Below are 26,103 nucleotides of genomic sequence, written 5' to 3'. Positions count from 1 at the left end.
GGGAGGGCACCATGGCACAGCAGGTCATTGTCCTGGTCGGCACCCGCAAGGGCGCCTTTCTGCTCGCCAGCGATTCCGCGCGCCGCTCCTGGGAGCTGCGCGGCCCGTTCTGCGAGACCTGGCCGACCAATCATGTGGTCGCCGATTCCCAGAGCGGCACCATCTATGCCGGAGGCGGCAATGAGTGGTTCGGCCCAGCGGTATGGAAATCCACCGATCTCGGTGCCAGCTGGAGCCATTCGAGCCAGGGCCTCGCCTATGAGGCCGGGCAGGCGCCGGTGAAATCGGTGTGGAGCCTCGCAGTCGCGGCGGATGGCAGTCTTTATGCCGGCGTCGAGCCCGCAGGACTGTTCCGCAGCACCGATGGCGGGATCAGCTGGAGCCATATCGACGGCCTGCAGAAGCATCCCAGCCGGCCGGAATGGAATCCCGGCGGGGCCGGGCTGATCCTGCACTCTCTGGTGCCCGACCCGGTCGACGCGAAAAAGATCTGGGTCGGCATCTCGGCCGCCGGCGTGTTCGCCACCGAGGATGGCGGCACCACCTGGGAGGCCCGCAACCGCGGCACCCGGGCCGACTTCATGCCGGAAGGGCAGAACTATCCCGAGTTCGGCCAGTGCGTGCATTGTCTGGTCATGGCGCCCGGCGGCGGCGGGCGGCTCTACCAGCAGAACCATTGCGGCATGTACCGCTCGGACGATGGCGGCCGCAACTGGGCGAGCATCGAGGAAGGCCTGCCCTCCTCCTTCGGCTTTCCCGCCGCCGTGCACCCGCGCGACCCGGACGGGCTCTACCTGATCCCGCTCAACGGCGACATCAAGGGGCGCTTCATGCCGGAGGGCAACGCCGCCGTGTACCGCACACGCGACGCCGGGGCGAACTGGGAGGCGCGGCGCACCGGCCTGCCGCAGGGGAGCGCCTATTTCAACGTGCTGCGCCAGGCAATGGCCACCGACACGCTGGAGCCGGCCGGGGTGTATTTCGGCACCAATGCGGGCGGGCTCTATGCCAGCAATGACGAGGGCGAGAGCTGGGACTGCGTCGCGCCGCATCTGCCGACCATCACCTCGGTCGAAACGCTGGTGATCGAGCGGTGACGGCGATCAGCGAGGCATCGCGGAAGCGGGCGCGGGCACCGGTGGTGGTGCGGCTGCCGGCGCATCTCGTCGTGCTGTTCCCCGGCGCCGACCGGCTCGTCCCCCTCGTCGCCCGCGACGTCGCCGAGATGGTCGACGGGCTCGATGCGCTTTGGCCCGGCATGCGCGAGCGGCTCTGCGACGAAACACCGGCGATCCGGCGGCATATCAACGTGTTCGTCGACGGCCGGCGCGCCAAGCTCGCGACCCCGCTCGCCGCCGGCGCCGACGTCTTTGTCATAACCGCGATCAGCGGCGGCTGATCCGCCAGCACTGCGAAAGGCTCCACATGCTCTACACCCTGCTTTGCTACCATCAGGAAGATGTCGTCTGCGCCTGGACCAAGGAGGAGGACGACGCGGTGATGGAGAGGCTCGCCGTGGTGCAGGAGCGGCTCGCCAGGGCGGGCAAGCTCGGCCCGGTGGCGCGGCTGCTGCCGACCACCGCCGCCACCACGCTGCGCAAGGACCAGGACCCGCCGCTGGTGCTCGACGGCCCGTTCGCCGAGACCAAGGAGCAACTGCTCGGCTTCTACATCCTCGATTGCGAAAATCTGGAGGAGGCGCTCGGCATCGCCCGCGAACTCGGCGCCGCCAACCCGGGCGGTTCCTACGAGATTCGCCCGGTCGGCCTGTTCCACGATGGCGGCGCGCGGCCGTGATGGACGAGGCGCGCTGGATCGGCACCACGCTCGCCGCCGCGCGTCCGCAGGCGGTGGCCGCGCTGCTGCGTTATTTCCGCGACCTCGATCTCGCCGAGGAAGCGTTCCAGGAGGCCTGCCTGCGGGCCTTGAAGACATGGCCGCAGAACGGCCCGCCGCGCGACGCGAGCGCCTGGCTCATCTTCGTCGGCCGCAACGTCGCGCTCGATACGGTGCGGCGCCGGGCCAAACAGACCGCCTTGCCGCCGGAAGAGGCGTTGTCCGACACCGAGGATGCCGAGGCGGCGATCGCCGAACGCATGGATGGCGCGCATTATCGTGACGACGTGCTGCGCCTGCTGTTCATCTGCTGCCATCCCGAGCTGCCGGCGACGCAGCAGATCGCGCTCGCCCTGCGCATCGTCTCCGGCCTCTCCGTCGGCCAGATCGCCCGCGCCTTCCTGGTGAGCGAGGCGGCGATGGAACAGCGCATCACCCGGGCCAAGGCGCGCATCGCCCGCGCTCAGAGTGGCGAGGATGGCGTGCCGTTCGAGGCGCCGGGGCCGGTCGAGCGGGCCGAGCGGCTCGGCGTGGTCGCGGCGATGATCTACCTCGTCTTCAATGAGGGCTATTCCGCCGCCGGCGACGCCTCGAACGCCCGCGAGGCGCTGACCGAGGAGGCCATCCGTCTCGCCCGGCTGCTGCTGCGGCTGTTCCAGGCCGAGCCCGAGATCATGGGACTGACGGCGCTCATGCTGCTGCAGCAGGCCCGCGCCGAGGCCCGCTTCGACCGCGACGGCGCGGTGATCCTGCTCGACAACCAGGACCGCGCGCTGTGGAACCGGGCGATGATCAGTGAGGGGCTCGCCTTGCTCGACAAGGCGGTGCGCCATCGCCAGCCCGGGCCCTACCAGGTGCAGGCGGCCATCGCGGCGCTGCATGCGCGGGCGGCGCGGCCCGAGGACACCGACTGGGCGCAGATCGACCTGCTCTACGGCACGCTGGAGATCATGCAGCCCTCGCCGGTGATCACGCTGAACCGCGCGGTGGCAATCGCCAAGCTGCGCGGGCCGGAGGCCGCGCTCGCCATGGTGGACCCGCTCGGCGACCGGCTCTCCGGCTATTTCCACTATCACGGCGTGCGCGGCGCCCTGCTGATGCAGCTCGGTCGCACGCGGGAGGCGCGCGAAGGCTTCATGACCGCCATAAGCCTCGCCACCACCGCGGCCGAGGCGGCCCATATACGCAGCCATCTCGACGGATTGACCTAGACGGCGGGCGCGGTCTCACACCTTGCCGACATCCTCATAGCTCGCATGCAGCGCCCAATCGGCCGGGCTGAAGCGGTCGCGGGCGAAATTGTGCTGGTGCCAGTAAGGGTAAATGTAGGGCGGGCGGCTGACGAGGTTGAGCCGGTCGAGTTCCTCCGCCGTCAGTTCCAGGTCGACTGCCGCGATGTTGTCGGTGAAGTGGCTGTCTTCCGTGCCACCGACCACCAGCGAGGCGATGCCCGGCCGTGTCAGTGTCCAGGCGAGGGCGATCTGCGCCGCGCTGACGCCGCGTGCCGCCGCGATGTCCTTCAGCACGTCGACGATCGACCACAGCCGTTCGGCATCGCGGATCGGCGGCTCGGACCAGCCGGCGGCCTGCCGCGAATCGGCGGGGAAGGTGTCGCGGTCGAACCGTCCGGACAGCAGGCCGGCGGCGAGCGGACTCCACACCATCACCCCGACGCCCTGGTCGACGGCGATGGGCAGCAGTTCGTATTCCGCCTCGCGCGCCTCCAGCGTGTAGTGGATCTGCTGGGTGACGAAGCGCGGCAGCTTTGACGCGTCAGCGATGCCGAGCGCCTTCATGACCTGCCAGCCGGAGTAGTTGGAGCAGCCGATATAACGGATCTTGCCGGCGCGCATCAGCGCGTCGAGCGCCGACAGCGTCTCCTCCAGCGGGGTCGTTCCGTCCCACTCGTGCAGAAAATAAATGTCGATGTGGTCGGTGCGCAGGCGCTTCAGGCTCTTCTCGCATTCGCGGATGAGGTGATAGCGCGAGACGCCCTCGTCATTGGGGCCATCACCGATCCGCATGCGCGCCTTTGAGGTCAGCAGCACGCGCTCGCGCCGGCCTTCCAGCACCTCGCCGACGATCTCCTCCGAGCGGCCGAGCGAGTACATGTTGGCGGTGTCGATCACGTTCACGCCGCCATCGAGGCAGACGTCGGCGAGGCGACGGGCTTCGGGCACGCCGTGATTGGCGACCTTGGCGAAGTCGCCGACCCCGCCGAACGAGAAGGTCCCCATGGAAATGGCGGACACTTTGAGGCCGGAACGGCCGAGCGTGCGGTATTTCATCTGGGCGTCTCCCGGAACGAATGCGGCCGTCAGGCCGGAAAAGAGGCGTTGAGAGCGGCGGCAACAGCGGCGATGCCCGGCTCGGGGCTGGTGAGCACCGGCACCGGCCCGCCGGCATGGTCGGCGAGGGCGCGCGCCATCGAGGCCTGTGCCAGCACCACCACATCGACATGCGGGGCGAGTTCGGCGAAGGAGGCCTGCACCATGTAATCATGCGCCGCACGGTCTCCGGCGGCGAGCCGGTCGAAGGCGCCCTCGCACAGCCGCGCACCAATGCCGACCGCGTGGCCGGCAGCCGCGGCGGTATCGCGGATCAGCCGTTCGGTCGGGCCAAGCGTGGTCGGCAGGGTGGCGAGAATGCCGATGCGGGCACCCATCTTCACCGCCTGCTGCGCCATGCCACGGTCGATGCGGAACACCGGCACCGAGACGCCGGAAGCGAGGTCGTCGGCCGCTTCGCCGAGGCTCGAACAGGTCACCAGCACCGCGTCCGCACCCGTGCTCGCCGCCTGCAGCCGGGTGGCGAGGCGGGCCCGCGTCTGTGCGCTGAGGCCGCCGTCCCGGATCGCGTCGGCGAGCAGGCTCGCGTCGACCAGGTCGAGGAAATCCCAGCCGGGCAGCGCCGCCTCCAGGCGCGGGCGCAGCGCCTCCGCGAGGGCCGGCACGGTGTGTAGCAAGGCGAGACGCGGCATGATCGACCCTCAGGCGTTTTCGGCAATGCCGCGCCGGCGCACGGCCTGGGGCGCGGGGCGCGGATCGGCGGGGCCACGGTCGCTCAGCCGGGCGACGAGCCGGGCGCCGACGAGAATCTTCACCGGCGGCTGCGGCTCGGCGGCATTGATCAGGTCGTCGAGCACCGTGACGGCGAGGTTGCCGATCTTGCGCTTCGACACGTCGATGGTGGTGAGCGCCGGGTCCATGGTCGCGCCGACCGGCAGATTGTCGAAGCCGACCACGCCGACATCCTCGGGAATGCGGATGCCGAACTCGCGCAGCGCCTTGATGAAGCCGTAGGCGATCACGTCATTGGTGCAGAAATAGCAATCGGCCAGCCCGATGCCGCGGGTCAGCGCCGCCACCGTGTCGGCATAGGCGCCGTCCAGCGTCGATTCCACCGAGAGAATATGGCCGGGATCGACCCCGAGCCCGAGCCGCGCCATGTGGCGGTGGAAGGCCGCCTGCCGCAGCCGGAAATTGGTGGTGTCGACATGGCTCGCCACGAAACCGATGCGGCCAAACCCCTGCTGGCGCAGCCGCGCCAACACCTGGTGCACCGCATCCTCGTTGTTCATGTTGACGAAATTGGCCTCGACCACGTCGAAAAACGTGTCGATGAACACGATCGGCCGGCCGATGCCTTGCAGCACGCGGATGTCGCTCTCCGCCATCTCGGTACCGAGCGCAATGATGCCGCTCACCGGGGCGAGGGCAAGCGTGTCGGCAATGGCGATGGCGCTCTGGCCCTCATGGCTGACCACCTCCAGCGCATAGCCGCGCCGCATCGCCTCGGCCGACATGCCGTCGATATAGTCGGAGATGAACACGCTGTGGTCGCGGTTCACGGTGTGCCCGTGCCGGGCGATCTTGAGGAAGCGGATCGTCGGCAGCGTGTCGGCCTGCAACCGCGCTGCGCCGGGGCGCGCGAGACGGGGCACATAGTTGAGCCGCGCCGCCGCCTCCAGCACCCGCACCCGGGTCAGCTCGGAAATCTCGCCCTTGCCGTTGAGGACGAGCGACACCGTGGCCGGCGAGACCCCGGCGGCGGTGGCGATGTCCCTGATGGTGAAGGACTTCTTCTCGGTCATGGCGCGGCGCGTGTCCTCGAGGGCTTCGATCAGCGTCATTTACGGCGCATTGTTTAGTAAACATTGAAGCCCGCCAATCAGGGTTAAGCCAAAATAATCACGGTGGCAACTGCCGCGTAAGATCGACACCTCATCAGCATCGGCACCCGAAACCGCCGTCGCTGCCGAGGCCAGGCCGGGTGTGTTCGGGCGCTCGAAATGATGCGGCGCAGCACGCGGATATCGGCCGCAAATTAGGTCAAAAGAACTGTCCTAAAAGGGTTTGTGCCCGCCAGCGGCTCGCCGCTCACCGTCCGGCTCCGCGCTCCAGCCTGCACGGATTCTGGTCATGCGCAATTGAGAAGCGATGCGCGGGCAGCGCGGATGAAGGCGCCGCGCAACACGCCAAGGCCGCTTGCGCCGGCCGAAAGCCTTTGCTACGGATTTAGTGAATGGGTCGTACGTTTACTAAATAAGGCCCACGCCAAAAGGCAAAAACACTCCCGGGAGGAGGCCATGAGGACCACCGGCGGACAGCTTTTCATGCTTGTCGTCATCAATGCGGCGCTGCTCGCCGTAGGGGCGATGATTTCCGGCGGCACCTACCTCTCGCCGTTCAACCTGCAATCCATGGCCGGGCAATTGCCGGAGATCGGCTTCCTCGCCATCGGCGTGATGCTGGCCATGTGCGCGGGCAATGGCGGCATCGATCTGTCGGGCATCGCCCTCGCCAATCTCTCCGGCGTCGCCTCGGCGATCATCGTCGGTTCGTTCCTGTCCAGCACCGACAACGAGACCGCGTTTTCCATCGCCTTCATCGCCGTGGCGCTGCTGACCGGCCTCATCGGCGGCACCTTCAACGGCCTGCTGATCAGCCGGCTGAACATCACCCCGATCCTGTGCACGCTGGGCACCCAGATGCTGTTCACCGGCATCGCCGTGGTGCTCTCCGACGGGCGCGCGGTCGCGGTCGGCAGTCCCGAACTGCTGTCCCAGATCGGCAACGGGCTGTTTCTCGGTGTGCCGATCAGCTTCCTGATCTTTGTCAGCGCGGCCGGCCTGATCGCCGCTCTGCTCAAGTTCACGCCGTTCGGCCTGTGGCTGATGCTGATGGGCACCAACCCGAAGGCGGCGACCTTCGCCGGCTTTCCCAAGGCGCGGGTGCTGATCGCGACCTACGCGACGAGCGGGCTGCTCGCCGGCCTTGCCGGGGTGATCATCGCCGCCCGCAACGTCAACGTGAAATGGGATTACGGCACGTCCTACCTGCTGATCGCCATCCTCATCGCGGTAATGGCCGGCGTCCGCCCGGAGGGCGGCTATGGCCGGGTGATCTGCGTGGTGATGGCGACGATCGCGCTGCAGCTCATGTCGAGCCTGCTGAACTTCGGCGGCCTCTCGAACTTCGTTCGCGACTTCGCCTGGGGCGCGCTGCTTCTGACCTTCCTGGCGGTCGGCCGCTACAATCTGGTCGGCCTGCTGACCCCGAACAAGAGCCGAAAGCTCGTGTGATGCGAAACCCTCACGCATCGATCGGATCATGAGGGTGGAAACAACAAAGGAGGAAATTATGGGAGCTCTCTCGAAGAAGATGCTGCTTGGCTCGGCGATGGCGCTGGCCGTCGTTGCCGGCTCCGCCGGCGCGCTGATGGCGCAGGACAAGCCGGTCATCGCCACCGTGGTGAAGATCAGCGGCATTCCGTGGTTCGACCGCATGGAAACCGGCGTCACGCAGTTCCAGAAGGACAATCCGGACGTCGTCGCCACCCAGTACGGCCCGGCCACCGCCGACGCCGCTCAGCAACTGCAGATCGTCAACGACCTCGTCGCCAAGGGCGTCAACGGCCTCGCCGTGGTGCCGATGGACCCGTCCGTGCTCGAAGGCACGCTGAAGCGCGCCATGGATCGCGGCGTCATCGTGGTCACCCACGAGGCCGACAACCAGAAGAACACCCATGCCGACGTGGAGGCCTTCGACAATGCCGATTACGGCCGCGCGCTGAACGAACGCCTGGCCGAGTGCATGGGCGGCAAGGGCAAGTGGACCACTTTCGTCGGCTCGGTCGGCAGCCGCACCCACATGCAGTGGGTTGGCGCCGGCGAGGAGAACGCCAAGAAACACCCGGACATGGTGCTGGTCGACAAGAACAACGAATCGTTCGACGACGCCAACGGCACCTATGAGAAGGCCAAGGAAATCCTGCGCAAGCACCCCGACATCAAGGGTTTCCAGACCTCGGCGGGCAATGACGTGCTCGGCGTCGGCCGCGCCATCGACGAGGCGGGTCTCTCCGGCAAGGTCTGCCTGGTCGGCACCGGCCTGCCCAACCCGTCGGCGGACCTGCTCGAATCCGGCGCCATCACCGCCATCGGCTTCTGGGACCCGCAGAAGGCGGGCATGGCGATGAACTCGGTCGCCAAGAGCCTGATCGCCGGCAAGAAGATCGAGGACGGCGCCGATCTCGGCGTGCCCGGCTACGAGAAGGTGAAGGTGGTGAAGGGCCCGGGCGAGGGCGTGCTCATCATCGGCAACGGCATGGTGATCGCCGACAAGGCCAACTACAAGGAATATCTCTTCTGATCGCCCGCCAGCAAAACCGCCGGGGAACGCCATGCGCGTTCCCCGCAAGCCCGCACGCGTCGCCACCGCGCGCGTCCTTACGGTGTCAGGGGAGCCCCCGGTGTCCCACGCTTCCACTTCCCCGATGACGGCCGCCGCACCGGCGCGCCCGTTCCTCGAACTGCGCGGCATTCACAAGCGCTTCGGCGGCGTGCATGCGCTGCGCGGGGTCAGTTTTTCCATCGCGGCGGGCGAGGCCTATCACCTGCTCGGCGAGAATGGCTGCGGCAAGAGCACCGTCATCAAGATCATGTCCGGCGCCCACGCCCCGGACGAGGGCGAGATCGTGCTGGAAGGGCGCAGCCATCGCGCGCTGGACCCGATCCAGTCGCTCGCCGCCGGCATCGAGACCGTCTATCAGGACCTCTCGCTGCTGCCGAACCTCACCGTCGCCGAGAATGTCGCTCTCAACGAGCAACTCGTCGCCCATGGCGGCAGGCTCGCGCGCCTTTTCGACCGCACCCGCCTCAAGCGCACCGCCGAGGCAGCGCTGGCGACGGTCGGCCTGCCGACCGCCCGCGCCTATCTCAACGCCATCGTGTCGGACCTGCCGCTGGCACAGCGCCAGCTGGTCGCCATCGCCCGCGCTATCGCCACGCGGGCCAGGCTGGTGATCATGGACGAGCCGACCACCTCGCTGACGCGGCGCGAGGTCGACAATCTGATCGCCGTCGTCGAGCGCCTGCGCTCCGAGGGCGTGGCGGTGCTGTTCGTCACGCACAAGCTCGACGAATGCTACCGCATCGGCGGCCATGCCATCGTGTTCCGCGACGGCCAGTGCGTGGCGCAGGGCCCGCTCACCGATTACTCCAAGCATCGACTGACCGAGTTGATGACCGGCCGGACCATCGATTCCCAGCGCTACCGCACCGGCGCGCCGCAGGCCGGGGAGTTGTTCGCGGCGGACGGCCTCTCGCTGCCGCCGAGCTTCGCCAGGGTGAGCTTCAGCCTGCGCCGCGGCGAGATCCTCGGCATTACCGGCCTCGCCGATTCCGGCCGCAACGAACTCGCCACCGCCATCGCCGGCGTCACCCCGGCGGCCAGGGGGCGTATCCGCATCGACGGCAAGGTCGAACGGATCGGCCATCCCGCCCACGCCATCCGCCTCGGCATCGGCTATGTGCCGGAGGACCGGCTGGGCGAGGGGCTGTTCCTCGACAAGTCGATCTTCGAGAACGAGATCGCCCTCGTGGTGAGCGATCTCGCCAACGCGTTCGGCATCGTCGACAAGGCGAAGGGCAGGGCGCTGGCGGGCAGGATCGCGCAGGACATGCGGCTCAACACCGGCGACATCGACCTGCCGGTCGGGGCGCTTTCCGGCGGGAACCAGCAGCGCGTGCTGATCGGCCGCTGGCTGTCGATCCGCCCCCGGCTGCTGGTCCTGCACGGGCCGACCGTGGGCGTCGACGTCGGCTCCAAGGACACGATCTACCGGGTGATCCAGCAGCTCGCCGAAGACGGGATGGGGCTCATCATCATCAGCGACGACCTGCCCGAACTGCTTCAGAACTGCGACCGCATCCTTGTCATGAATGCCGGCAGCGTCGTCGCCGAATACGACGCGCAGGCGACCGACGAGGAGGAACTCTATCAGGCCATGCTCGCCTCCCGGCCGGACATGCAGACGGAGGCCGCCCGATGAGCGCGACCCATCTTCAGGACGCGGCACCCTCGCGCCGAAGCGCCTTTCTCGATCTGGTGAGCCGGCGCCCGGAAATCATCACCTTCATCATCCTGCTGGCGATCTGCGTCGCCGTCTCGGTCATCAACCCGGCCTTTCTGCAGCCCTCCTCGCTGGTCGATATCGGCCGCGCCAGCGTGGTGATGGGACTGTTCGCGCTCGGCGTGTTCATCATCCTGGCGGCCGGCGGCATCGACGTCTCGTTCACCGCCATCGCCGCCTTCACCATGTATTCGATGACACTGGTGGTGAAGGATCATGTTCCCGACATGCCGATCGCCCTCGTGCTGGTGCTCGCCACCGCCGGCGGGGCGCTGCTCGGGGTGGTGAACGGCCTGCTGGTGCATCATCTGCGGGTGCCCTCGCTGATCGTGACCATCGGCACCCAATATCTGTTCCGCGGCATCCTGCTCGCCTTCATCGGCACTGTCTGGATCATGTCGCTGCCCACGCAGATGGGCGCCTTCGGCCGCATGCCGCTGTTCCAGTTCGAATCCGGGGACGGGCGCACCATCACCCTGCCATTCTATTTCCTCGTGCTGCCGGCGGCGGCGCTGCTCACCTGGTGGATCCTCAGCCGCACGCTGATGGGCCGCGCCATCTTCGCGCTCGGCGGCAATGCCAGCGTCGCCGAGCGGCTCGGCTACAGCCTGAAGACCATTCACATCTTCCTGTTCGCCTATGCGGGAGCGCTGGCCGGGCTGGCCGGCATCATCCACGCCGCCGCCAACCGGCAGGCCAACCCGTTCGATCTGGTCGGCAGCGAGATCAACGTGATCGCCGCCGTCGTCCTCGGGGGCGCGCGCATCACCGGCGGCACCGGCACCGTGCTGGGCACTCTGCTCGGCGTGCTGCTGATCGTGGTGGTCAACAGCGTGCTGGTGATGGTCGGCATTCCCTCCACCTGGCAGCGCGTGGTGGTCGGCGGCTTCATCCTGCTGGCCGCCGGATTCTTCATGTTCTGCCAGAAGAAGAACAACTGATTTCAACGTGCCGCCACGGCTTCGCGCTCAAGAGGACCCCATGAAGAAGTTTCTCAACGACCCGGTGAACTTCGTCGACGAGATGCTCGATGGCATCTACCGCGCTCACCCCCAGGTGACCTATGTCAACGACGACAAGCGCTGCCTCGTGGTCGCCGAGCCCAAGACGGGCAAGGTCGGCATCGCCACCGGCGGCGGCTCCGGCCATCTGCCGCTGTTCCTCGGCTATGTCGGCGAAAACATGCTCGATGGCTGCGCCGTCGGCGGGGTGTTCCAGTCGCCCAGCGCCGACCAGATGCACGAGGTGACCAAGTACATCGACCAGGGCGCCGGCGTGCTCTACATCTATGGCAACTACACCGGCGACATCATCAATTTCGACATGGCCGCCGAGCTTGCCGACCTCGACGGCATCCAGGTGAAACAGGTCGTCGGCAATGACGACATCGCCTCTTCCGTGGTCGGCGAGGAGCACAAGCGGCGCGGCGTCGCCGGCATCTTCTTTGTCTACAAGGCGGCCGGGGCGGCCGCGGCGAACGGGCTGCCGCTCGACGAGGTCTACCGCCTCGCCGACAAGGCGCGGGCCAATGTGCGCACCATCGGCGTCGCGCTGTCCAGCTGCGTGGTGCCGGAAGTCGGCCACGCCACCTTCTCGCTCGGCGAGGACGAGATGGAAATCGGCATGGGCATCCATGGCGAACCGGGTATTCGCCGCTCAAAGCTGGCGCCCGCCGACGAGGTGGTCGACCAGATGATGGCGCGCGTCTTCGCCGAGCTGCCGGCCGGCGAGGGCGACGAATTCGCCGTGCTGATGAACGGCCTCGGCGGCACGCCGAAAGAAGAACTCTACATCCTGTTCCGCCGGGTCTCGCAGCTCTTCGAGGCGAAGGGCGCCAAGGTGAAATATGTCTGGGTCGGCGAGTTCGCCACCGCCATGGAGATGGCCGGCGCCTCGATCTCGGTGCTCAAGCTCGACGCCGAGCTCGACCCGCTGATCGCCGCTGCGGCGAACACGCCGTTCTTCGCCCACTACAAGGTCTGAGGAGACGATGATGGACGTCCTTCGCGCCGAGGACCTGATCGGCCTGTTCCGGAGCTGGCGCGACCTGTTCGTCGCCGAGCGGGATTTCCTGATCGCGCTCGACGGCAAGGTCGGCGACAGCGATCTCGGCATCACCATGGCGAAGTCCTTCACCGCCGCCGCCGACGCGGTGGCGGCGGAAGGCGCGGGCGCCGGCTTGCCGAAGCTGCTGCGCGTCGCCGGCGCGGTCATCGCCAAGACCGCGCCCTCGACCATGGGCACGCTCACCGCCACCGGCTTCCTGCGTGGGGCCAAGGCGCTCGACGGCACGGAGGCGATCGGCACCGCGCAGGCGGCGCTGTTCTGGCGCGCCTTCACCACCGGCATCGCCGAGCGCGGCAAGGCCCGGCTCGGCGACAAGACCATCCTCGACGTGCTCGATCCCGTCGCCACCGTGCTGGAGGTACAGGCGCAGAGCGGCGCCGCGCTGGCCCCGGCGATGGCTGCGGCGGCGCAGGAGGCCGAGGCGGCGCTGGAGCGGACCAAGACCCTGCTCGCCCAGCACGGCAAGGCGGCCGCCTTCCAGGAGAAGACCATCGGCCTGCAGGATGCCGGCGCCACCGTCGGCATGATGCTCGTCAGGCAGATGAGCGCGTTTACGGCGGGTTGAGGCCCACGGGCGTTCCGTGCTGGCCCGCCATTGCGCCGCGCAGCGATGCGAGGATGCGCGGGTCGGCCATCTGGGCGACGTTGAAGCGCAGGAACGAGGCCGCACTCTGGGAGACGCTGAACACGTTTCCCGGCGCGAGAACGACATTGTCGGCCAGGCAGCGCTGGGCGAGGGCGGATGAGTCGAGCCCCTCCGGCAGGCGGCACCACAGGTAGAACCCGCCGCGCGGCATGATCCACGGCACCAGGCCGAGAGCGGCCAGCCGCTCGGCGGCCTCCTGCCGCGCCCGTGCCAGCCGCAGCCGGGTCTCGTTCATGTGCTTGCGATAGCTGCCGCCGGCGAGGATGCCGGCGACCAGTTCGGTCGCCACCGCGCTCGGCCCGCCGAAACTCGTCGCGATCTGGAGATCGACGAGGTTCTCGATCCAGTCCGCCCGCGCCGCGATGTAGCCGCAGCGCACGGCGGCGGACAGCGTCTTCGAGAAGCTGCCGATCCGGATCACCCGGTCAAGCCCGTCGAGGATGGCGAGGCGCGGCGACAGGGCGGGCTCGAAATCGGCGAAGATGTCGTCCTCCACGACCGTCAGCCCGCCCGCCGCGGCGGCGGCGAGCACGCGATGCGCGGTCTGCGGCGAGAGGCTCGCGCCGGTCGGGTTGTGCAGCGCCGAATTGGTGATGTAGAGGCGCGGCGCGGCGGCGGCGACGGCCTGCTCGAAGGCGGCGACATCCGGCCCCGTCGGCGTGAAGGGCACGCCGACGATGCGGACCTGATGCGCGCGCAGGAGCGCCTGGAAGTTGAAATAGCAGGGATCGTCCACCAGCACCGCATCGCCCGGGCGCAGCAGCAGCCGGCATATGAGGTCGATCGCCTGCGTACCCGACCCGGTCAGCATGATCTGCTCCGGACCGGCGGCGATGCCTTCCTCGGCCAGCCGGCCGAGCAGCAGGCGGCGCAGGGGGAGGGAGCCGCTTGTGTTGCCGTAGTCGGTGAGCAGCGCGTCCGCCTCGCGCCCCAGCGCCCGCAAGCCCTTGCGCAGGGCGCCCGTCGGCATCCAGTCCGCCGGCAGCCAGCCGCAGCCCGGCTTGAGCGCCGACGGGTCGGAATCCAGCGATTGGCGCGAGACCCAGAACGGGTCGACGGCGCGCGGGCGCAGCGCGCCCATCTCCGCCAGCGCCAGGGGCGGGAGATCGGCGCCCGTCGCGAAGAAGCCGGAACCGCGCCGTGCCCTTATCAGCCCTTCGGCCTCCAGCCGGTCATAGGCCTCGACCACGGTCGACGCCGACACGCCCATGGTCGCGGCAAGGCGGCGAATCGAGGGCAGGCGGTCGCCCGGCGCGAGCGCGCGCGCCGCGATCTTCGCGCGGACCGCCTGCATCAGCGCCTCGGTGCGTGTTGTCCCAGCTTTGGCCATGTCCGCATTCCGGCAAGTGTACCGCTCTCATCATAGCTACAGATTCGCGAAATTGTACTGGGCTGTCCCTGCCGAGCCGGCCGGAAAGCCGCTATCCCGGCGTCCGGAGGAGCGACATGGAAAAATCGGGTTCGGGCTGGGGCAACGGCCTGCTCGGCGTCATCATCTTCAGCGGTTCGCTGCCGGCGACGCGGGTCGCGGTGGCGGAATTCTCGCCGGTCTTCCTGACCTCGGCACGGGCCGCGATCGCCGCGGTGCTCGGCGCCGGCTTTCTGTTCGCGCTCCGACAGGCGCGGCCGGCAAGGGGCGACATCGTCCCGCTCGCCGTGGTCGCCCTCGGGGTGGTGGTCGGCTTCCCGCTGCTCACCGGGCTGGCGCTTCAGCACATGAGCGCGGCGCATTCGATCGTCTTCATCGGCGTGCTGCCGCTCGCCACCGCCCTGTTCGGGGTGCTGCGCGGCGGCGAGCGCCCGAAGCCGGCGTTCTGGCTGTTCTCCCTGCTCGGTGCCGCCACCGTCGCCGGCTTCGCCCTGTCGCAGGGCGGCGGCGGCACCTTGACCGGCGATCTGCTGATGATCGCCGCCATCCTGTTCTGCGGGCTCGGCTATGCCGAAGGGGCGACGCTCTCGCGCCGGCTCGGCGGCTGGCAGGTCATCTCCTGGGCGCTGCTGGCGTCGCTGCCGGCGATGGCGCCGCTCGCCCTGTTCAGCCTTCCCGGCAGCCTGGCCGGCATCGGCCTGCCGGCGTGGATCGGCCTCGGCTATGTCTCGGTGTTCAGCATGCTGATCGGCTTCGTGTTCTGGTATCGCGGCCTCGCCCTGGGCGGGATCGCCGGGGTGGGCCAGTTGCAGCTTCTGCAGCCCTTCTTCGGCCTTATGCTGGCAGCGGCGTTTCTGCACGAGACCATCGCCTGGAGCATGCTGGCCTCGACGGTGGCGGTCGTGTTCTGCGTCGCCGGCGCCAGGCGCTATGCCTGACCACCCGGCGCGAAGTCGCGAACCGGCTCGCGGGCGGCGAGTTCCGCCAGCATGGCGAGCGCGGTGAGCACGGAAAGCCGGCGCACGCCGGCACGGTCCTGCCCGGCGAACACCTCCCGCCGCACGAGGACCTCTCCCCCGCGATTGCCGGCGGCGAAGTGGACGAGGCCGACCGGCTTCGCTGCCGAGCCGCCGCCCGGGCCGGCAATGCCGGTGATCGAGACCCCGAGCGAGGTTCTGGCGACGCGCAGCAGGCCGGTCACCATCTCGCGTGCGGTCTCCTCGCTTACCGCGCCATGGGCGTCCAGCGTCGCCGGCGACACGCCGAGCATCTCCTGCTTGGCGGCGTTGGAATAGGTGACGAAGCCGCGGTCGACCACGTCGGAGGAACCGGCGATGTCGGTCAGCGCACCGGCGACGAGACCGCCGGTGCAGGATTCGGCGGTGGCGACGGTGAGCCCGCGCGCGCGGCAAAGGTCGAGCACGCGAATCGCCTCCAGGTCGATGGCATCCCGTGTCTGGCCCATGGGCGCTCTCCTCTCAGTCGATCCAGGGCAGGCGGACGGTCGCCGCCGCCAGCGCGGCAATGCCCTCGCGCCGGCCGGTGAAGCCCAGTTGCTCGCTGGTCGTGGCCTTCACGCTGACCCGCGCCACCGCGATGTCGAGAATGGCGGCGATCCGCGCCCGCATCGCCTCGCGGTACGGGCCGATCTTCGGCGCCTCGCAGATCACTGTGGCGTCGAGATGGGCGATGCGCCCGCCCGCCGCCCGCACCAGGCCGGCGGCGTGGGCGAGGAACTGGTCGGAGGCGGCGCCCTTCCATTGCGGGTCGGACGGCGGGAAGTGATGGCCGATATCACCGCTGCCGATGGTCCCGAGCAGAGCGTCGGTCAGAGCATGCAGCACCACGTCGGCATCGGAATGGCCGGCGAGGCCGTGCGTGTGGGGGATGCGCAGGCCGCCGAGCACCACATGGTCGCCGGGACCGAAGGCGTGGACGTCGAATCCGGTGGCGGTGCGCACATCGGCCAGTCCAGCCAGCAGGCGGCGTTCGGCGGTCACGAAATCCTCCGGCGTGGTGAGCTTGATGTTGGCGGGGTCGCCGGCAAAGGCCGCCACACGGTGCCCGGCGGCCTCCGCCACCGCCGCGTCGTCGGTCAGGTCGTCCGCGCCCGCCTGCGCCCGATGCGCGGCGGCGATCATCGCGTAGCGGAAGGCCTGCGGGGTCTGCACGCCGCGCAGGGCGTTGCGGTCGGGACCGGTGGCGAGAAAGCCGGGCGCGGCCACCGCCTTGATCGTGTCGACGAGCGCCAGCGCCGGCACCGCCGCGCCCTGCGCGGAGGCCATGGCGATGGCTTCCGCCACCAGCCGGGCGGAGACGAAGGGGCGGGCCGCATCATGGATCAGCACCAGCTCGGGCGGGTCCTGCGCCAGCGCCTCCAGCCCGGCCCGCACAGAGGCCTGCCGCGTGGCACCGCCCGCCACCGGCGCCAGCACCCCATCGAGGCCGGCAAGGGCGGCGTCGCAAAGCTCGGCATGTCCGGGCGAGATAACCGGCAGCACGTTGCGGATGCCGGGCTGGCCGATGAAGCCCGCGAGCGTGCGGCGCAGCACCGGCACCCCTCCCAGCGACCGGTATTGCTTGGGCAATCCTTCGCCCGCCCTCTGGCCGCTGCCGGCCGCCACCACGATCACGTCCGTGCGCATCCGCGTATGCATCCGCCCTTCCGCTGACTGCCGCTTCATCAGCGCAGACTTGCCCCGCCGGCTCGTTTAGCGCAAAAGCGGCACCTGATTGCAAAAGATTTGACGTAAGCCCTTCGCATGGGTTGATGCTGCGCTCGGCATGGCTATTATATAGGCACCGCTGGTCGGGCTTATTAAATGTGCATCGAGTGATCGCCGCTTGACCCTTTGTTTTTCCGCCGTCGCCCCTCTTCAGATCGGCACCGTTGAGGTGCCGGGCTCGGTCGTGCTCGCGCCCATGGCCGGCATTACCGACGCGCCGATGCGGCGCATGGCGCTGCGCTACGGCGCGTCGCTGGCGGTGTCGGAGATGGTGGCCGCCGGCGCGCTGGAGACCGGACACGAGGAAACCCTGCTGCGGGCGGAAGGGGCGGGGGTGGCGCTGCACGCCGTCCAGCTCGCCGGCAACGAGCCCGCCTTGATGGCCCGCGCCGCCCGCCTGGCCGAGGCCGCCGGGGCCGCGCTCATCGACATCAACATGGGGTGCCCGGCCAAGCGGGTCACCACCGGGCTCGCCGGCTCGGCGCTGCTGCGCGACCTCGACCTCGCCACCCGCATCATCGCGGCGGTGGTCGGCGCGGTGAGGGTGCCGGTGACGCTGAAGACCCGGCTCGGCTGGGACGAGGGCGCGCCGGTGGCGCCCGAACTCGCCCGCCGCGCCGAGGATATCGGCGTGCAGATGATCACCATTCACGGCCGCACCCGCTGCCAGTTCTACACTGGCCGCGCGGACTGGGCGGCGATCCGCGCGGTCAGGCAGGCGGTGCGCATCCCCGTGCTCGCCAATGGCGACCTCGTCGATTTCGCCGACGCCACCGCGATGCTGGCGGCCTCCGGCGCCGACGGCGTGATGATCGGTCGCGGGGCGCAGGGGCGTCCCTGGTTTCCCGGGCAGGTCGCCGCCTTCCTGCGCACCGGCCGGGCGCCCGCCGACCCGCCGCTCGCCGAACAGCGCGACGTGCTGATCGAACTCTATGAGGGCTGGCTCTCGCATTACGGCCGCTCCCTCGGCATGCGCTGCGCCCGAAAGCATGTCGGCTGGTCGCTGGCCGCGGCCGCGGCGAGCGCTGGCCGCGCACCCGAAGCCGCCGCCCTTTGGCGCAAGCGACTTCTTACCCTCGAGGACCCGGCGCGCGTCGTCTCCGGAATCCGCGACGCCTATGACGACATTGGATGGAGAGAAGCTGCATGAATTCGGTTTCCTCGCAACGTCCGGGCCTGCGCGACGGGAAAGCGACCGCGGAAGCCGTCGTCAATGCCCTGCCGCATCCGGTGATCACGGTGGCGGAGGACAATCGACTGGTCGACGCCAATGTCGCCGCCGAAGCCTTCTTCGAGGCCTCGCTCGCGGTTCTGGTGCGTCATCGGTTGCAGGAATTCGTGCCCTTCGGCAGCCCGATCCTGTCGCTGGTCGAGCAGGTGCGCACACGCGGCGCGGCCGTGAACGAATACCGCGTCGACCTCGGCACGCCGCGCAATGGCGGCGAGCGCATCGTCGACATCCATGTCGCGCCGTTGTCGGAAGTGCCCGGCCATGTCGTCATCATGCTGCAGGAGCGCACCATTGCCGACAAGATGGACCGCCAGCTCACCCATCGCGGCGCCGCCCGCTCGGTGACCGCGCTGGCCTCGATGCTGGCGCACGAGATCAAGAACCCGCTGTCGGGCATTCGCGGCGCGGCGCAGTTGCTGGAGCTTTCCGCCAGCGACGACGACCGCTCGCTGACCCGGCTGATCACCGACGAGGCCGACCGTATCGTCAAGCTGGTCGACCGCATGGAGGTGTTCTCCGACGAGCGGCCGATCGAACGCGAGCCGGTGAACATCCACGCGGTGCTGGAGCATGTGCGCACGCTGGCCAGCACCGGCTTTGCCCGCCACATCCGCTTCGTCGAGGAGTACGACCCCTCGCTGCCGCCGGTACTCGCCAATCGCGACCAGCTGGTGCAGGTGTTCCTCAACCTGGTGAAGAACGCCGCCGAGGCGATCGGCGATTCGCCGGACGGCGAGATCCATCTCACCACCGCCTTCCGCCCCGGCGTGCGGCTGATGGTGCCCGGCGCCCCGGCGCGGGTCAGCCTGCCGCTCGAATTCTGCGTGCGCGACAACGGCCCCGGCGTCCCGGAGGACCTGATGCCGCATCTGTTCGATCCCTTCGTCACCACCAAGCCGACCGGTACCGGCCTCGGCCTTGCCCTGGTGGCAAAGATCGTCGGCGACCATGGCGGCATCATCGAATGCGACAGCCAGCCGCGCCGCACCACCTTCCGTGTCCTCATGCCCATGTATCGCGCCGCCCGCGGTACCGAGAAGAGTTGAGAACCGCCATGCCGACGGGAAGTATCCTGGTTGCCGATGACGACGCCGCCATCCGCACCGTGCTCAATCAGGCGCTGTCGCGGGCGGGTTACGAGGTGCGCTCCTGCGGCAATGCGGCGACGCTTTGGCGCTGGGTCAGCCAGGGTGATGGCGACCTTGTCATCACCGACGTGGTGATGCCCGACGAGAACGCCTTCGACCTGCTGCCGCGGATCAAGAAGGTGCGCCCGGACCTGCCGGTCATCGTCATGAGCGCGCAGAACACCTTCATGACCGCGATCCGCGCCTCGGAGAAGGGCGCGTATGAATACCTGCCCAAGCCCTTCGACCTGAAGGAGCTGATCTCCATCGTCGGCCGCGCCCTGTCCGAGCCGAAGAAGCCGGAGAACGCGCTGAAGGGGCTGGGCGACGACGCCGACAACATCCCCCTGGTCGGCCGCTCCCCGGCGATGCAGGACATCTACCGCGTGCTGGCGCGGCTGATGCAGACCGACCTCACGGTGATGATCGCCGGCGAGAGCGGCACCGGCAAGGAACTGGTGGCGCGGGCGCTGCACGACTACGGCAAGCGCCGCAACGGGCCGTTCGTCGCCATCAACATGGCGGCGATCCCGCGCGACCTGATCGAATCGGAGCTGTTCGGCCACGAGAAGGGGGCCTTTACCGGCGCCAATGCCCGCTCGGCCGGTCGCTTCGAACAGGCGGAAAGCGGCACGCTGTTCCTCGACGAGATCGGCGACATGCCGATGGAGGCGCAGACCCGCCTGCTGCGCGTGCTGCAGCAGGGCGAATACACCACGGTCGGCGGCCGCACGCCGATCAAGACCGATGTGCGCATCGTCGCCGCGACCAACAAGGACCTGCGTATCCTGATCCAGCAGGGCCTGTTCCGCGAGGATCTGTTCTTCCGCCTCAACGTCGTGCCGCTGCGCCTGCCGCCGCTGCGCGAGCGCGCCGAGGACGTGCCGGACCTCGCCCGCCACTTCTTCCTGCAGGCGGAGCGCGAAGGCCTGCCGCGCAAGCAGATCGACGCCGCCGCGCTCGACCGGCTGAAGCGCTACCGCTGGCCGGGTAATGTCCGCGAGCTGGAAAACCTGATCCGCCGCCTCGCCGCGCTGTACCCGCAGGAGGTCATCACCGGCTCGATCATCGAGGCCGAGCTGTCGACGCCCATCTCCCCGCCATCACCGGAGGAAAACGGGCAGGACGAAACGCTGTCGGCTTCGGTCGAACGGCACCTAAACACCTATTTCGGCGGCTTCGGCGACAATCTGCCGCCGCCCGGCCTCTATCACCGCATCCTCAAGGATGTGGAATACCCGCTGCTCTCCGCCGCGCTGGCGGCAACGCGCGGCAACCAGATCAAGGCGGCCGAACTGCTCGGTCTCAACCGCAACACGCTGCGCAAGAAAATCCGCGATCTGGACATCCAGATAATCCGCACCAGTCGGTGAGCAACGCGCGCCCTCGCGAAATAAAGCGGGGGCGGCTCGCCAATGTCACATTTTAGCACCAGTGTCGTATCATTGCATCAGTGGCGCGTGCCGATTCCCGGCCGCCGAAGTGGTGACGGATGAGCGACGCTCCGACTCGCGGTACCGACAGGCAGGATGCGCTCGATCTCGGCGGGATGGGTTTCCGTTTCTCGCTGTGGGGTCTGGCGCCGCTGGCGGTGCTGCTGGCGCTGTTAATGGCGCTGGCCAGTTTCATCATCCTGATCGGCATCACGCCGCTGGTGCCCTCGCAGGATGTCGTCATCGTCGTGCTGTGCCTCAACGGCGTGATGTCGGTGGTGTTGATCGGCATCGTCGGCCGCGAGGTGTGGCGCATCGTCAAGGCGCGCAAGCGGGGCAGGGCGGCGGCGCGGCTGCACGTGCGCATCGTCGGCCTGTTCGGCATCGTCGCGGTGGTGCCCGCGCTGCTGGTAGCGGTGCTGGCCAGCATCACGCTGGACAAGGGGCTCGACCGCTGGTTCTCGGTGCGTACCCGCTCCATCGTCGACAATGCGGTGTCGGTGGCCCAGACCTATGTGCGCGAGCACGCCTATTCGATCCGTGGCGACATTCTCGGCATGGCGCGCGACCTCCAGCGCATCCGGCCGCTGTGGGACCAGGACCGCAGCCGCTTCCGACAGGCGTTGACGGCGCAGGCGGTGGTGCGCGGCATCCCGGCCGCGATGATCATCGACAAGAACCTCCAGGTGATCGATCGGGCTACCATCCGGGTCGGCCGCGAATTCGTCGTGCCGGCGAATCTGGCGTTGAAGGACGCGACCGAAGAGCAGCCGCTGATCTACCTTCCCGGCGACGCCGACTATGTCGGCGCGGTCATCCCGCTCAAGGATTTCGGCGACCTCTACCTCTATGTCGCGCGGGCGGTCGACCCGCGGGTGATCGAATATCTCAAGGAGACGCAGGCCGCCGTCGTCGACTATCGCGACCTCGAACAGCAGCGTGTGGGCGTGCAGGTGGCGTTCGCGGTGCTGTACGCGGTGATCTCGCTGACCGTGCTGCTCTGTGCCGTCTGGCTCGGCATCCATTTCGCCAACCGGCTGGTGGCACCGATCCGCCGGCTGATCGGCGCCGCCGACCTCGTCGCCGCCGGCAATCTCTATGTCGAGGTGCCGGTGCGCCGCACCGAGGGCGATCTGTCGAGCCTCGCCGAAACCTTCAACAAGATGACGCAGGAGCTGCGCACCCAGCGCGACGACCTCGTCCATGCCCGCGACCAGATCGACACCCGCCGCCGCTTCACCGAGGCGGTACTGTCCGGCGTCGGCGCCGGCGTCATCGGCCTCGATTCGATGGGACGCATCTCGATCATCAACCGGCCGGCGGAAAAGCTGCTCGGCGTGCTTGAGGCGGACGTGCTCGGCAGCGAGTTCGGCACGGTGGTGCCGGAAGTGGCCTCGCTGCTCACCCAGGCGATGGAGGTCGGCGAGCGCAGCGTGCAGGCCAACACGACGCTGACCCGCAACGGCCGCGACCGGGTGATCGCGGTGCGGGTGACCACCGAGCAGTCGCGCGAGGCCGAGCATGGCTGGGTCGTCACCCTCGACGACATCACCGAGCTGGTCGTGGCGCAGCGCAGCTCCGCCTGGGCCGACGTCGCCCGGCGCATCGCCCATGAGATCAAGAACCCGCTGACCCCGATCCAGCTCTCGGCGGAGCGGCTGCGCCGGCGCTACGGCAAGGTGATCGAGGCCGACCGCGAGGTGTTCGACCAGTGCACCGAGACCATCATCCGCCAGGTCGGCGACATTGGCCGCATGGTCGACGAATTCTCCTCCTTCGCCCGCATGCCCAAGCCGGTGGCCGAGTCGCAGGATGTGGGCGAGACCGCGCGCCAGGTGGTCTTTCTCATGCGGGTGGGCAATCCGGACATCGCCATCGACTTCGACGTGCCCGAGCAGCCGGTGGTCGCCCGCTTCGACCGCCGCCTGATCTCGCAGGCGCTGACCAACATCGTCAAGAACGCCACCGAGGCGCTGGCGGCGGTGCCACCCGAGGAACGCGGCGAGCCGCCACGGATCCAGGTGGCGGTGCACGCCAATGAGCGGATGGTGACGATCGACGTCATCGACAACGGCAAGGGGCTGCCGACCGAGAACCGGGCGCGGCTGCTGGAACCCTATGTGACGACCCGCGAGAAGGGCACCGGGCTCGGTCTCGCGATTGTGGGGAAGATCATGGAAGAGCATGGCGGCGGCATCGAGCTGGACGATGCCCCAAATGGGCGCGGCGCGTGGATCCGCCTGCGTTTCGCGCGTGATGGCGGCCCCACCGCCTCCAATGACGGAAAAGGCACCGGCGGAACGGCCGGTACCCGGCTGGTCGGCTGAAGGAGAACAAACAAATGGCGACGGACATTCTGATCGTCGACGACGAAGCCGATATTCGCGGGCTGGTCGCGGGCATACTGGAAGATGAGGGCTATGGCGCCCGCACCGCCAAGGACAGCGATGAGGCGCTGGCAGCCATCGAGGCGCGCCGGCCCAATCTGGTCTTCCTCGACATCTGGCTGGAGCGCTCCCGGCTCGACGGCCTGCAACTGCTCGAACTGATCAAGAAGAACCATCCCGACGTGCCGGTGGTGATGATCTCCGGCCACGGCACGATCGAGACGGCGGTGGCCGCCATCAAGCAGGGCGCCTACGATTTCATCGAGAAGCCGTTCAACTCCGACCGCCTCATCCTCGTCGCCGACCGCGCGCTGGAGACGCTGCGCCTCAAGCGTGAGGTGCGCGATCTCAAGCAACGCACGGCAGTTGCTCAACTTCTGGTCGGCAAGTCTTCTGTGATGAATCAGCTCCGGCAGGGCATTGAGCGGGTGGCCCCGACCAACAGCCGGATCATGATCGTCGGCCCGTCCGGCTCCGGCAAGGAGCTTACGGCGCGCATGATCCACGCCGCCTCGGGGCGGGCCAACGGGCCGTTCGTCGTCATCAACGCCGCCGCCATCACGCCCGAGCGCATGGAGGTCGAGCTGTTCGGCGTCGAGGTCGGGGAAGGGCAGGGCCGCCAGGTCGGCGCGCTGGAGGAAGCGCATGGCGGCACGCTGTTCATCGACGAAATCGCCGACATGCCGCGCGAGACCCAGAATCGCATCCTGCGCGTGCTGGTCGACCAGAACTTCCTGCGCGTCGGTGGCGCCACGCGGGTCTCGGTCGATGTGCGCATCATCTCCTCTACCGCGCGAAATCTGGAGAAGGAGATCGCCGAGGGCCGCTTCCGCGAGGATCTGTACCACCGGCTCGGCGTCGTGCCGGTGCGGGTGCCCCCGCTCGCCGAGCGGCGCGAGGACGTGCCGGAGCTGGTCGAGTTTTTCCTCGACCAGATCTCGCAGTCGACCGGCCTGCCGCGCCGGCGGGTGGCCGACGACGCGCTCGCCGTGCTGCAGTCGCATGACTGGCCGGGCAATGTCCGCCAGCTGCGCAACAACATCGAGCGGCTGCTGATTCTGGCCTCCGGCGACGCCGAGGCGCCGGTGACCGCCGACATGCTGCCGCCCGATGTCGGCTCGCTGGTGCCAAGCCTGCCGAGCGGCAATGGCGGCGAACATCTGATGGGTCTGCCGCTGCGCGACGCGCGCGAGGTGTTCGAACGGGAATATCTCGTCGCCCAGATCAGCCGCTTCGGCGGCAACATCTCGCGCACCGCCGAATTCGTCGGCATGGAGCGCTCCGCGCTGCACCGCAAGCTGAAGGCGCTCGGCATCGGCTGAGCGCCCGTCGCGCGGGTGCAGGAAGATGTGCGGACCGCGCGCTCGGGCGGCTGTGGCGGTGCGCGAACCTGCTATAGAGTGACTCGCGAACAGCGCCGAAGGTACCTAAGCACGGTAACGACCGGCGCCGGCGGGTAGAGTGGGGTCGCCATGAAAGTCGTCATTTGCGGTGCGGGGCAGGTGGGGTTCGGTATCGCCGAGCGTCTGGCCGCAGAGCAGAACGACGTCTCCGTCATCGACACGTCGCCGCGCCTGATCCAGGCGATCACCGACACACTCGACGTGCGCGGCTTCGTCGGCCACGGCTCGCACCCCGACGTGCTGGCCCGCGCCGGGCTGGAGGCGGCGGACATGCTGATCGCCGTCACCCTGCACGACGAAGTCAACATGGTCGCCTGCCAGGTCGGCCACGCGCTGTTCGACGTGCCGACCAAGATCGCCCGGGTGCGGGCGCAGAGCTATCTGCAAGGCCATTGGCGCGACCTGTTCTCGCGCGACCATCTGCCGATCGACGTGGTGATCTCGCCGGAGCTGGAAGTGGGCGAGATGGTGCTGCGGCGCCTGTCGCTGCCGGGGGCGGTCGACACGGTGAGCTTCAACGACAGCAATGTCGTGGTGGTGGGGGTACGCTGCCAGGAGGACTGCCCGGTTCTCGACACGCCGCTGCGCCAGCTGACAGACCTCTTTCCCGATCTACGCGCCGTCGTGGTGGCGGTCTATCGCGACGGCAAGACCTTCGTGCCGCGTTCGACCGATTCGCTGCTGGCCGGTGACCTCGCCTATTTCGCCGCCCATTCCGACCAGGTGAGCCGCACGCTGTCGATCTTCGGCCATGACGAGCCGCCGGCGCAGCGCATCGTCATCGGCGGCGGCGGCAATATCGGTCTCTATGTCGCGCGCGAGCTGGAGCAACGCAACCCGAAGGCGCGGGTGAAGATCATCGAGGACAGCGTTCCGCGCGCCGAGGAGATCGCCCAGCAATTGTCGCGCACCGTGGTGCTGCGGGGCAGCGCCCTCGACCGGGCGATCCTTGAGGAGGCCGCCGTCGGTGACGCGGACACGATGATCGCGGTCACCAATGACGACCGCGTCAACATCCTCTCCTGCCTGCTCTCGCGCGAGCTGGGCGCCAAGCGCATGCTGTCCCTGCTCAACGATCCGGCCTATCCGGCCTTCGCCCGCGGGCTCGGCATCGACGCTTATGTGAATCCGCGCCAGATCACTGTCTCCAAGATCCTGCAATATGTCCGCAAGGGGCGCATTCGCGGCGTGCACTCGCTGCTGAACGGCGACGGCGAGGTGATCGAGGCCGAGGCGCTGGAGACCTCGCCGCTGGTCGGCAAGCCTCTGCGCCAGCTCGATCTGTTCGACGGCATGCGCATCGGCGCGGTGATCCGCGCCGGGCGGGTGCTGCTGCCGCGCGGCGATACCGTGATCCAGGCCCGCGACCGGGTGGTGATGTTCGCGCTCGCCGACAAGGTGAAACGGGTGGAGCAGTTGTTCCGGGTGAGCCTTGAATTCTTCTGAGCGGCGGCCATTGGGAG

Annotated in this window: 23 protein-coding genes; 17 read left to right on the top strand and 6 right to left on the bottom strand. The window is 68.5% G+C overall.

The window, feature by feature from the left end:
* The first annotated feature begins 11 nt into the window (after positions 1–11).
* The 4 genes from KHC23_RS12015 to KHC23_RS12000 are packed head-to-tail and all read left to right on the top strand — an operon-like array spanning position 12 to position 3,047.
* Entirely contained in the window at positions 12–1,097 is a 1,086-nt protein-coding gene (locus tag KHC23_RS12015; RefSeq protein WP_213372751.1) for a WD40/YVTN/BNR-like repeat-containing protein, read from the top strand.
* Positions 1,094–1,399: a ubiquitin family protein gene (locus KHC23_RS12010; protein ID WP_213372750.1), complete on the top strand. Its 306-nt coding sequence runs from the start codon at positions 1,094–1,096 to the stop codon at positions 1,397–1,399. The genes KHC23_RS12015 and KHC23_RS12010 overlap by 4 nt, the downstream gene beginning before the upstream one ends.
* A 26-nt stretch (positions 1,400–1,425) precedes the next feature.
* A complete protein-coding gene (locus tag KHC23_RS12005; RefSeq protein ID WP_213372748.1) occupies positions 1,426–1,797 on the top strand; it encodes a YciI family protein in 372 nt (123 codons plus the stop codon).
* On the top strand, positions 1,797–3,047 hold the full coding sequence (locus KHC23_RS12000) for an RNA polymerase sigma factor (RefSeq protein ID WP_213372746.1): 1,251 nt from the start codon (positions 1,797–1,799) through the stop codon (positions 3,045–3,047). Before KHC23_RS12005 ends, KHC23_RS12000 begins: the two co-directional genes overlap by 1 nt.
* A gap of 15 nt (positions 3,048–3,062) precedes the next feature.
* On the opposite strand, the gene KHC23_RS11995 is transcribed toward KHC23_RS12000, so the two are convergent.
* Genes KHC23_RS11995 through KHC23_RS11985 form a run of 3 tightly spaced genes read right to left on the bottom strand, consistent with a single transcriptional unit; the run spans position 3,063 to position 5,968 of the window.
* Positions 3,063–4,124: an aldo/keto reductase gene (locus KHC23_RS11995; protein ID WP_213372744.1), complete on the bottom strand. Its 1,062-nt coding sequence runs from the start codon at positions 4,122–4,124 to the stop codon at positions 3,063–3,065.
* A gap of 29 nt (positions 4,125–4,153) precedes the next feature.
* Positions 4,154–4,816 carry an aspartate/glutamate racemase family protein gene (locus tag KHC23_RS11990; protein ID WP_213372742.1) on the bottom strand — a complete coding sequence of 221 codons (663 nt, stop codon included), beginning with the start codon at positions 4,814–4,816 and terminating at the stop codon, positions 4,154–4,156.
* A gap of 9 nt (positions 4,817–4,825) precedes the next feature.
* Positions 4,826–5,968 (bottom strand): LacI family DNA-binding transcriptional regulator, encoded by a 1,143-nt coding sequence (locus KHC23_RS11985; protein WP_246544518.1) that lies wholly within the window; start codon positions 5,966–5,968, stop codon positions 4,826–4,828.
* 456 nt (positions 5,969–6,424) lie between these two features.
* On the opposite strand from KHC23_RS11985, the gene KHC23_RS11980 reads away from it, so the two are divergent.
* The 6 genes from KHC23_RS11980 (at position 6,425) to KHC23_RS11955 (ending at position 12,883) form a co-directional block, all read left to right on the top strand.
* Positions 6,425–7,420, top strand: a complete 996-nt coding sequence (locus tag KHC23_RS11980; RefSeq protein WP_213372740.1) for an ABC transporter permease — start codon at positions 6,425–6,427, stop codon at positions 7,418–7,420.
* A 58-nt stretch (positions 7,421–7,478) separates the two neighbouring features.
* Positions 7,479–8,489, top strand: a complete 1,011-nt coding sequence (locus tag KHC23_RS11975; protein ID WP_213372738.1) for a substrate-binding domain-containing protein — start codon at positions 7,479–7,481, stop codon at positions 8,487–8,489.
* Positions 8,490–8,613: 124 nt separating this feature from the next.
* The gene (locus KHC23_RS11970; protein WP_213373227.1) at positions 8,614–10,170 is read left to right on the top strand and encodes a sugar ABC transporter ATP-binding protein; all 1,557 of its coding nucleotides are present in this window, start codon (positions 8,614–8,616) and stop codon (positions 10,168–10,170) included.
* Positions 10,167–11,192: an ABC transporter permease gene (locus KHC23_RS11965; RefSeq protein WP_213372736.1), complete on the top strand. Its 1,026-nt coding sequence runs from the start codon at positions 10,167–10,169 to the stop codon at positions 11,190–11,192. The genes KHC23_RS11970 and KHC23_RS11965 overlap by 4 nt, the downstream gene beginning before the upstream one ends.
* Before the next feature lie 40 nt (positions 11,193–11,232).
* Positions 11,233–12,234: a dihydroxyacetone kinase subunit DhaK gene (locus tag KHC23_RS11960; RefSeq protein ID WP_213372734.1), complete on the top strand. Its 1,002-nt coding sequence runs from the start codon at positions 11,233–11,235 to the stop codon at positions 12,232–12,234.
* A 10-nt stretch (positions 12,235–12,244) separates the two neighbouring features.
* On the top strand, positions 12,245–12,883 hold the full coding sequence (locus tag KHC23_RS11955) for a dihydroxyacetone kinase family protein (RefSeq protein ID WP_213372732.1): 639 nt from the start codon (positions 12,245–12,247) through the stop codon (positions 12,881–12,883).
* Here the strand turns inward: KHC23_RS11955 and KHC23_RS11950 are convergent.
* On the bottom strand, positions 12,870–14,294 hold the full coding sequence (locus KHC23_RS11950) for an aminotransferase-like domain-containing protein (protein WP_246544517.1): 1,425 nt from the start codon (positions 14,292–14,294) through the stop codon (positions 12,870–12,872). The genes KHC23_RS11955 and KHC23_RS11950 overlap by 14 nt on opposite strands.
* A gap of 116 nt (positions 14,295–14,410) precedes the next feature.
* Here KHC23_RS11950 and KHC23_RS11945 point away from each other — a divergent pair, with 116 nt between their 5' ends.
* Positions 14,411–15,271: a DMT family transporter gene (locus tag KHC23_RS11945; protein ID WP_213372730.1), complete on the top strand. Its 861-nt coding sequence runs from the start codon at positions 14,411–14,413 to the stop codon at positions 15,269–15,271.
* Here KHC23_RS11945 and KHC23_RS11940 read toward each other — a convergent pair.
* Complete coding sequence (locus KHC23_RS11940; protein ID WP_213372727.1) at positions 15,262–15,798, bottom strand: CinA family protein; 537 nt, start codon at positions 15,796–15,798, stop codon at positions 15,262–15,264. The two genes, KHC23_RS11945 and KHC23_RS11940, sit on opposite strands and share 10 nt — an antisense overlap.
* A gap of 13 nt (positions 15,799–15,811) precedes the next feature.
* Positions 15,812–16,990, bottom strand: coding sequence for a bifunctional 2-C-methyl-D-erythritol 4-phosphate cytidylyltransferase/2-C-methyl-D-erythritol 2,4-cyclodiphosphate synthase (locus tag KHC23_RS11935; protein ID WP_213372725.1), 1,179 nt, complete (start codon positions 16,988–16,990; stop codon positions 15,812–15,814).
* Between the two features lie 187 nt (positions 16,991–17,177).
* Here KHC23_RS11935 and dusB point away from each other — a divergent pair, with 187 nt between their 5' ends.
* The 6 genes from dusB to trkA all read left to right on the top strand — a co-directional run bounded on the left by dusB (position 17,178) and on the right by trkA (position 26,086).
* Entirely contained in the window at positions 17,178–18,209 is a 1,032-nt protein-coding gene (gene dusB, locus KHC23_RS11930) for a tRNA dihydrouridine synthase DusB (protein WP_213372723.1), read from the top strand.
* Complete coding sequence (locus KHC23_RS11925) at positions 18,206–19,336, top strand: two-component system sensor histidine kinase NtrB (RefSeq protein ID WP_213372722.1); 1,131 nt, start codon at positions 18,206–18,208, stop codon at positions 19,334–19,336. The genes dusB and KHC23_RS11925 overlap by 4 nt, the downstream gene beginning before the upstream one ends.
* A gap of 8 nt (positions 19,337–19,344) precedes the next feature.
* Entirely contained in the window at positions 19,345–20,790 is a 1,446-nt protein-coding gene (ntrC, locus tag KHC23_RS11920; RefSeq protein WP_213372720.1) for a nitrogen regulation protein NR(I), read from the top strand.
* Positions 20,791–20,909: 119 nt separating this feature from the next.
* Complete coding sequence (locus tag KHC23_RS11915) at positions 20,910–23,177, top strand: sensor histidine kinase NtrY-like (RefSeq protein ID WP_213372718.1); 2,268 nt, start codon at positions 20,910–20,912, stop codon at positions 23,175–23,177.
* A gap of 14 nt (positions 23,178–23,191) precedes the next feature.
* Positions 23,192–24,559, top strand: a complete 1,368-nt coding sequence (gene ntrX / locus KHC23_RS11910) for a nitrogen assimilation response regulator NtrX (protein ID WP_213372716.1) — start codon at positions 23,192–23,194, stop codon at positions 24,557–24,559.
* Between the two features lie 150 nt (positions 24,560–24,709).
* A complete protein-coding gene (trkA, locus tag KHC23_RS11905; RefSeq protein WP_213372714.1) occupies positions 24,710–26,086 on the top strand; it encodes a Trk system potassium transporter TrkA in 1,377 nt (458 codons plus the stop codon).
* Positions 26,087–26,103: the final 17 nt, after the last annotated feature.

The organism is Ancylobacter dichloromethanicus, assembly GCF_018390645.1.
GTDB lineage: Bacteria > Pseudomonadota > Alphaproteobacteria > Rhizobiales > Xanthobacteraceae > Ancylobacter > Ancylobacter dichloromethanicus.
Note: the sequence above shows the minus strand (reverse complement) of the source record. Positions and strands in the feature narration are given on the sequence as shown.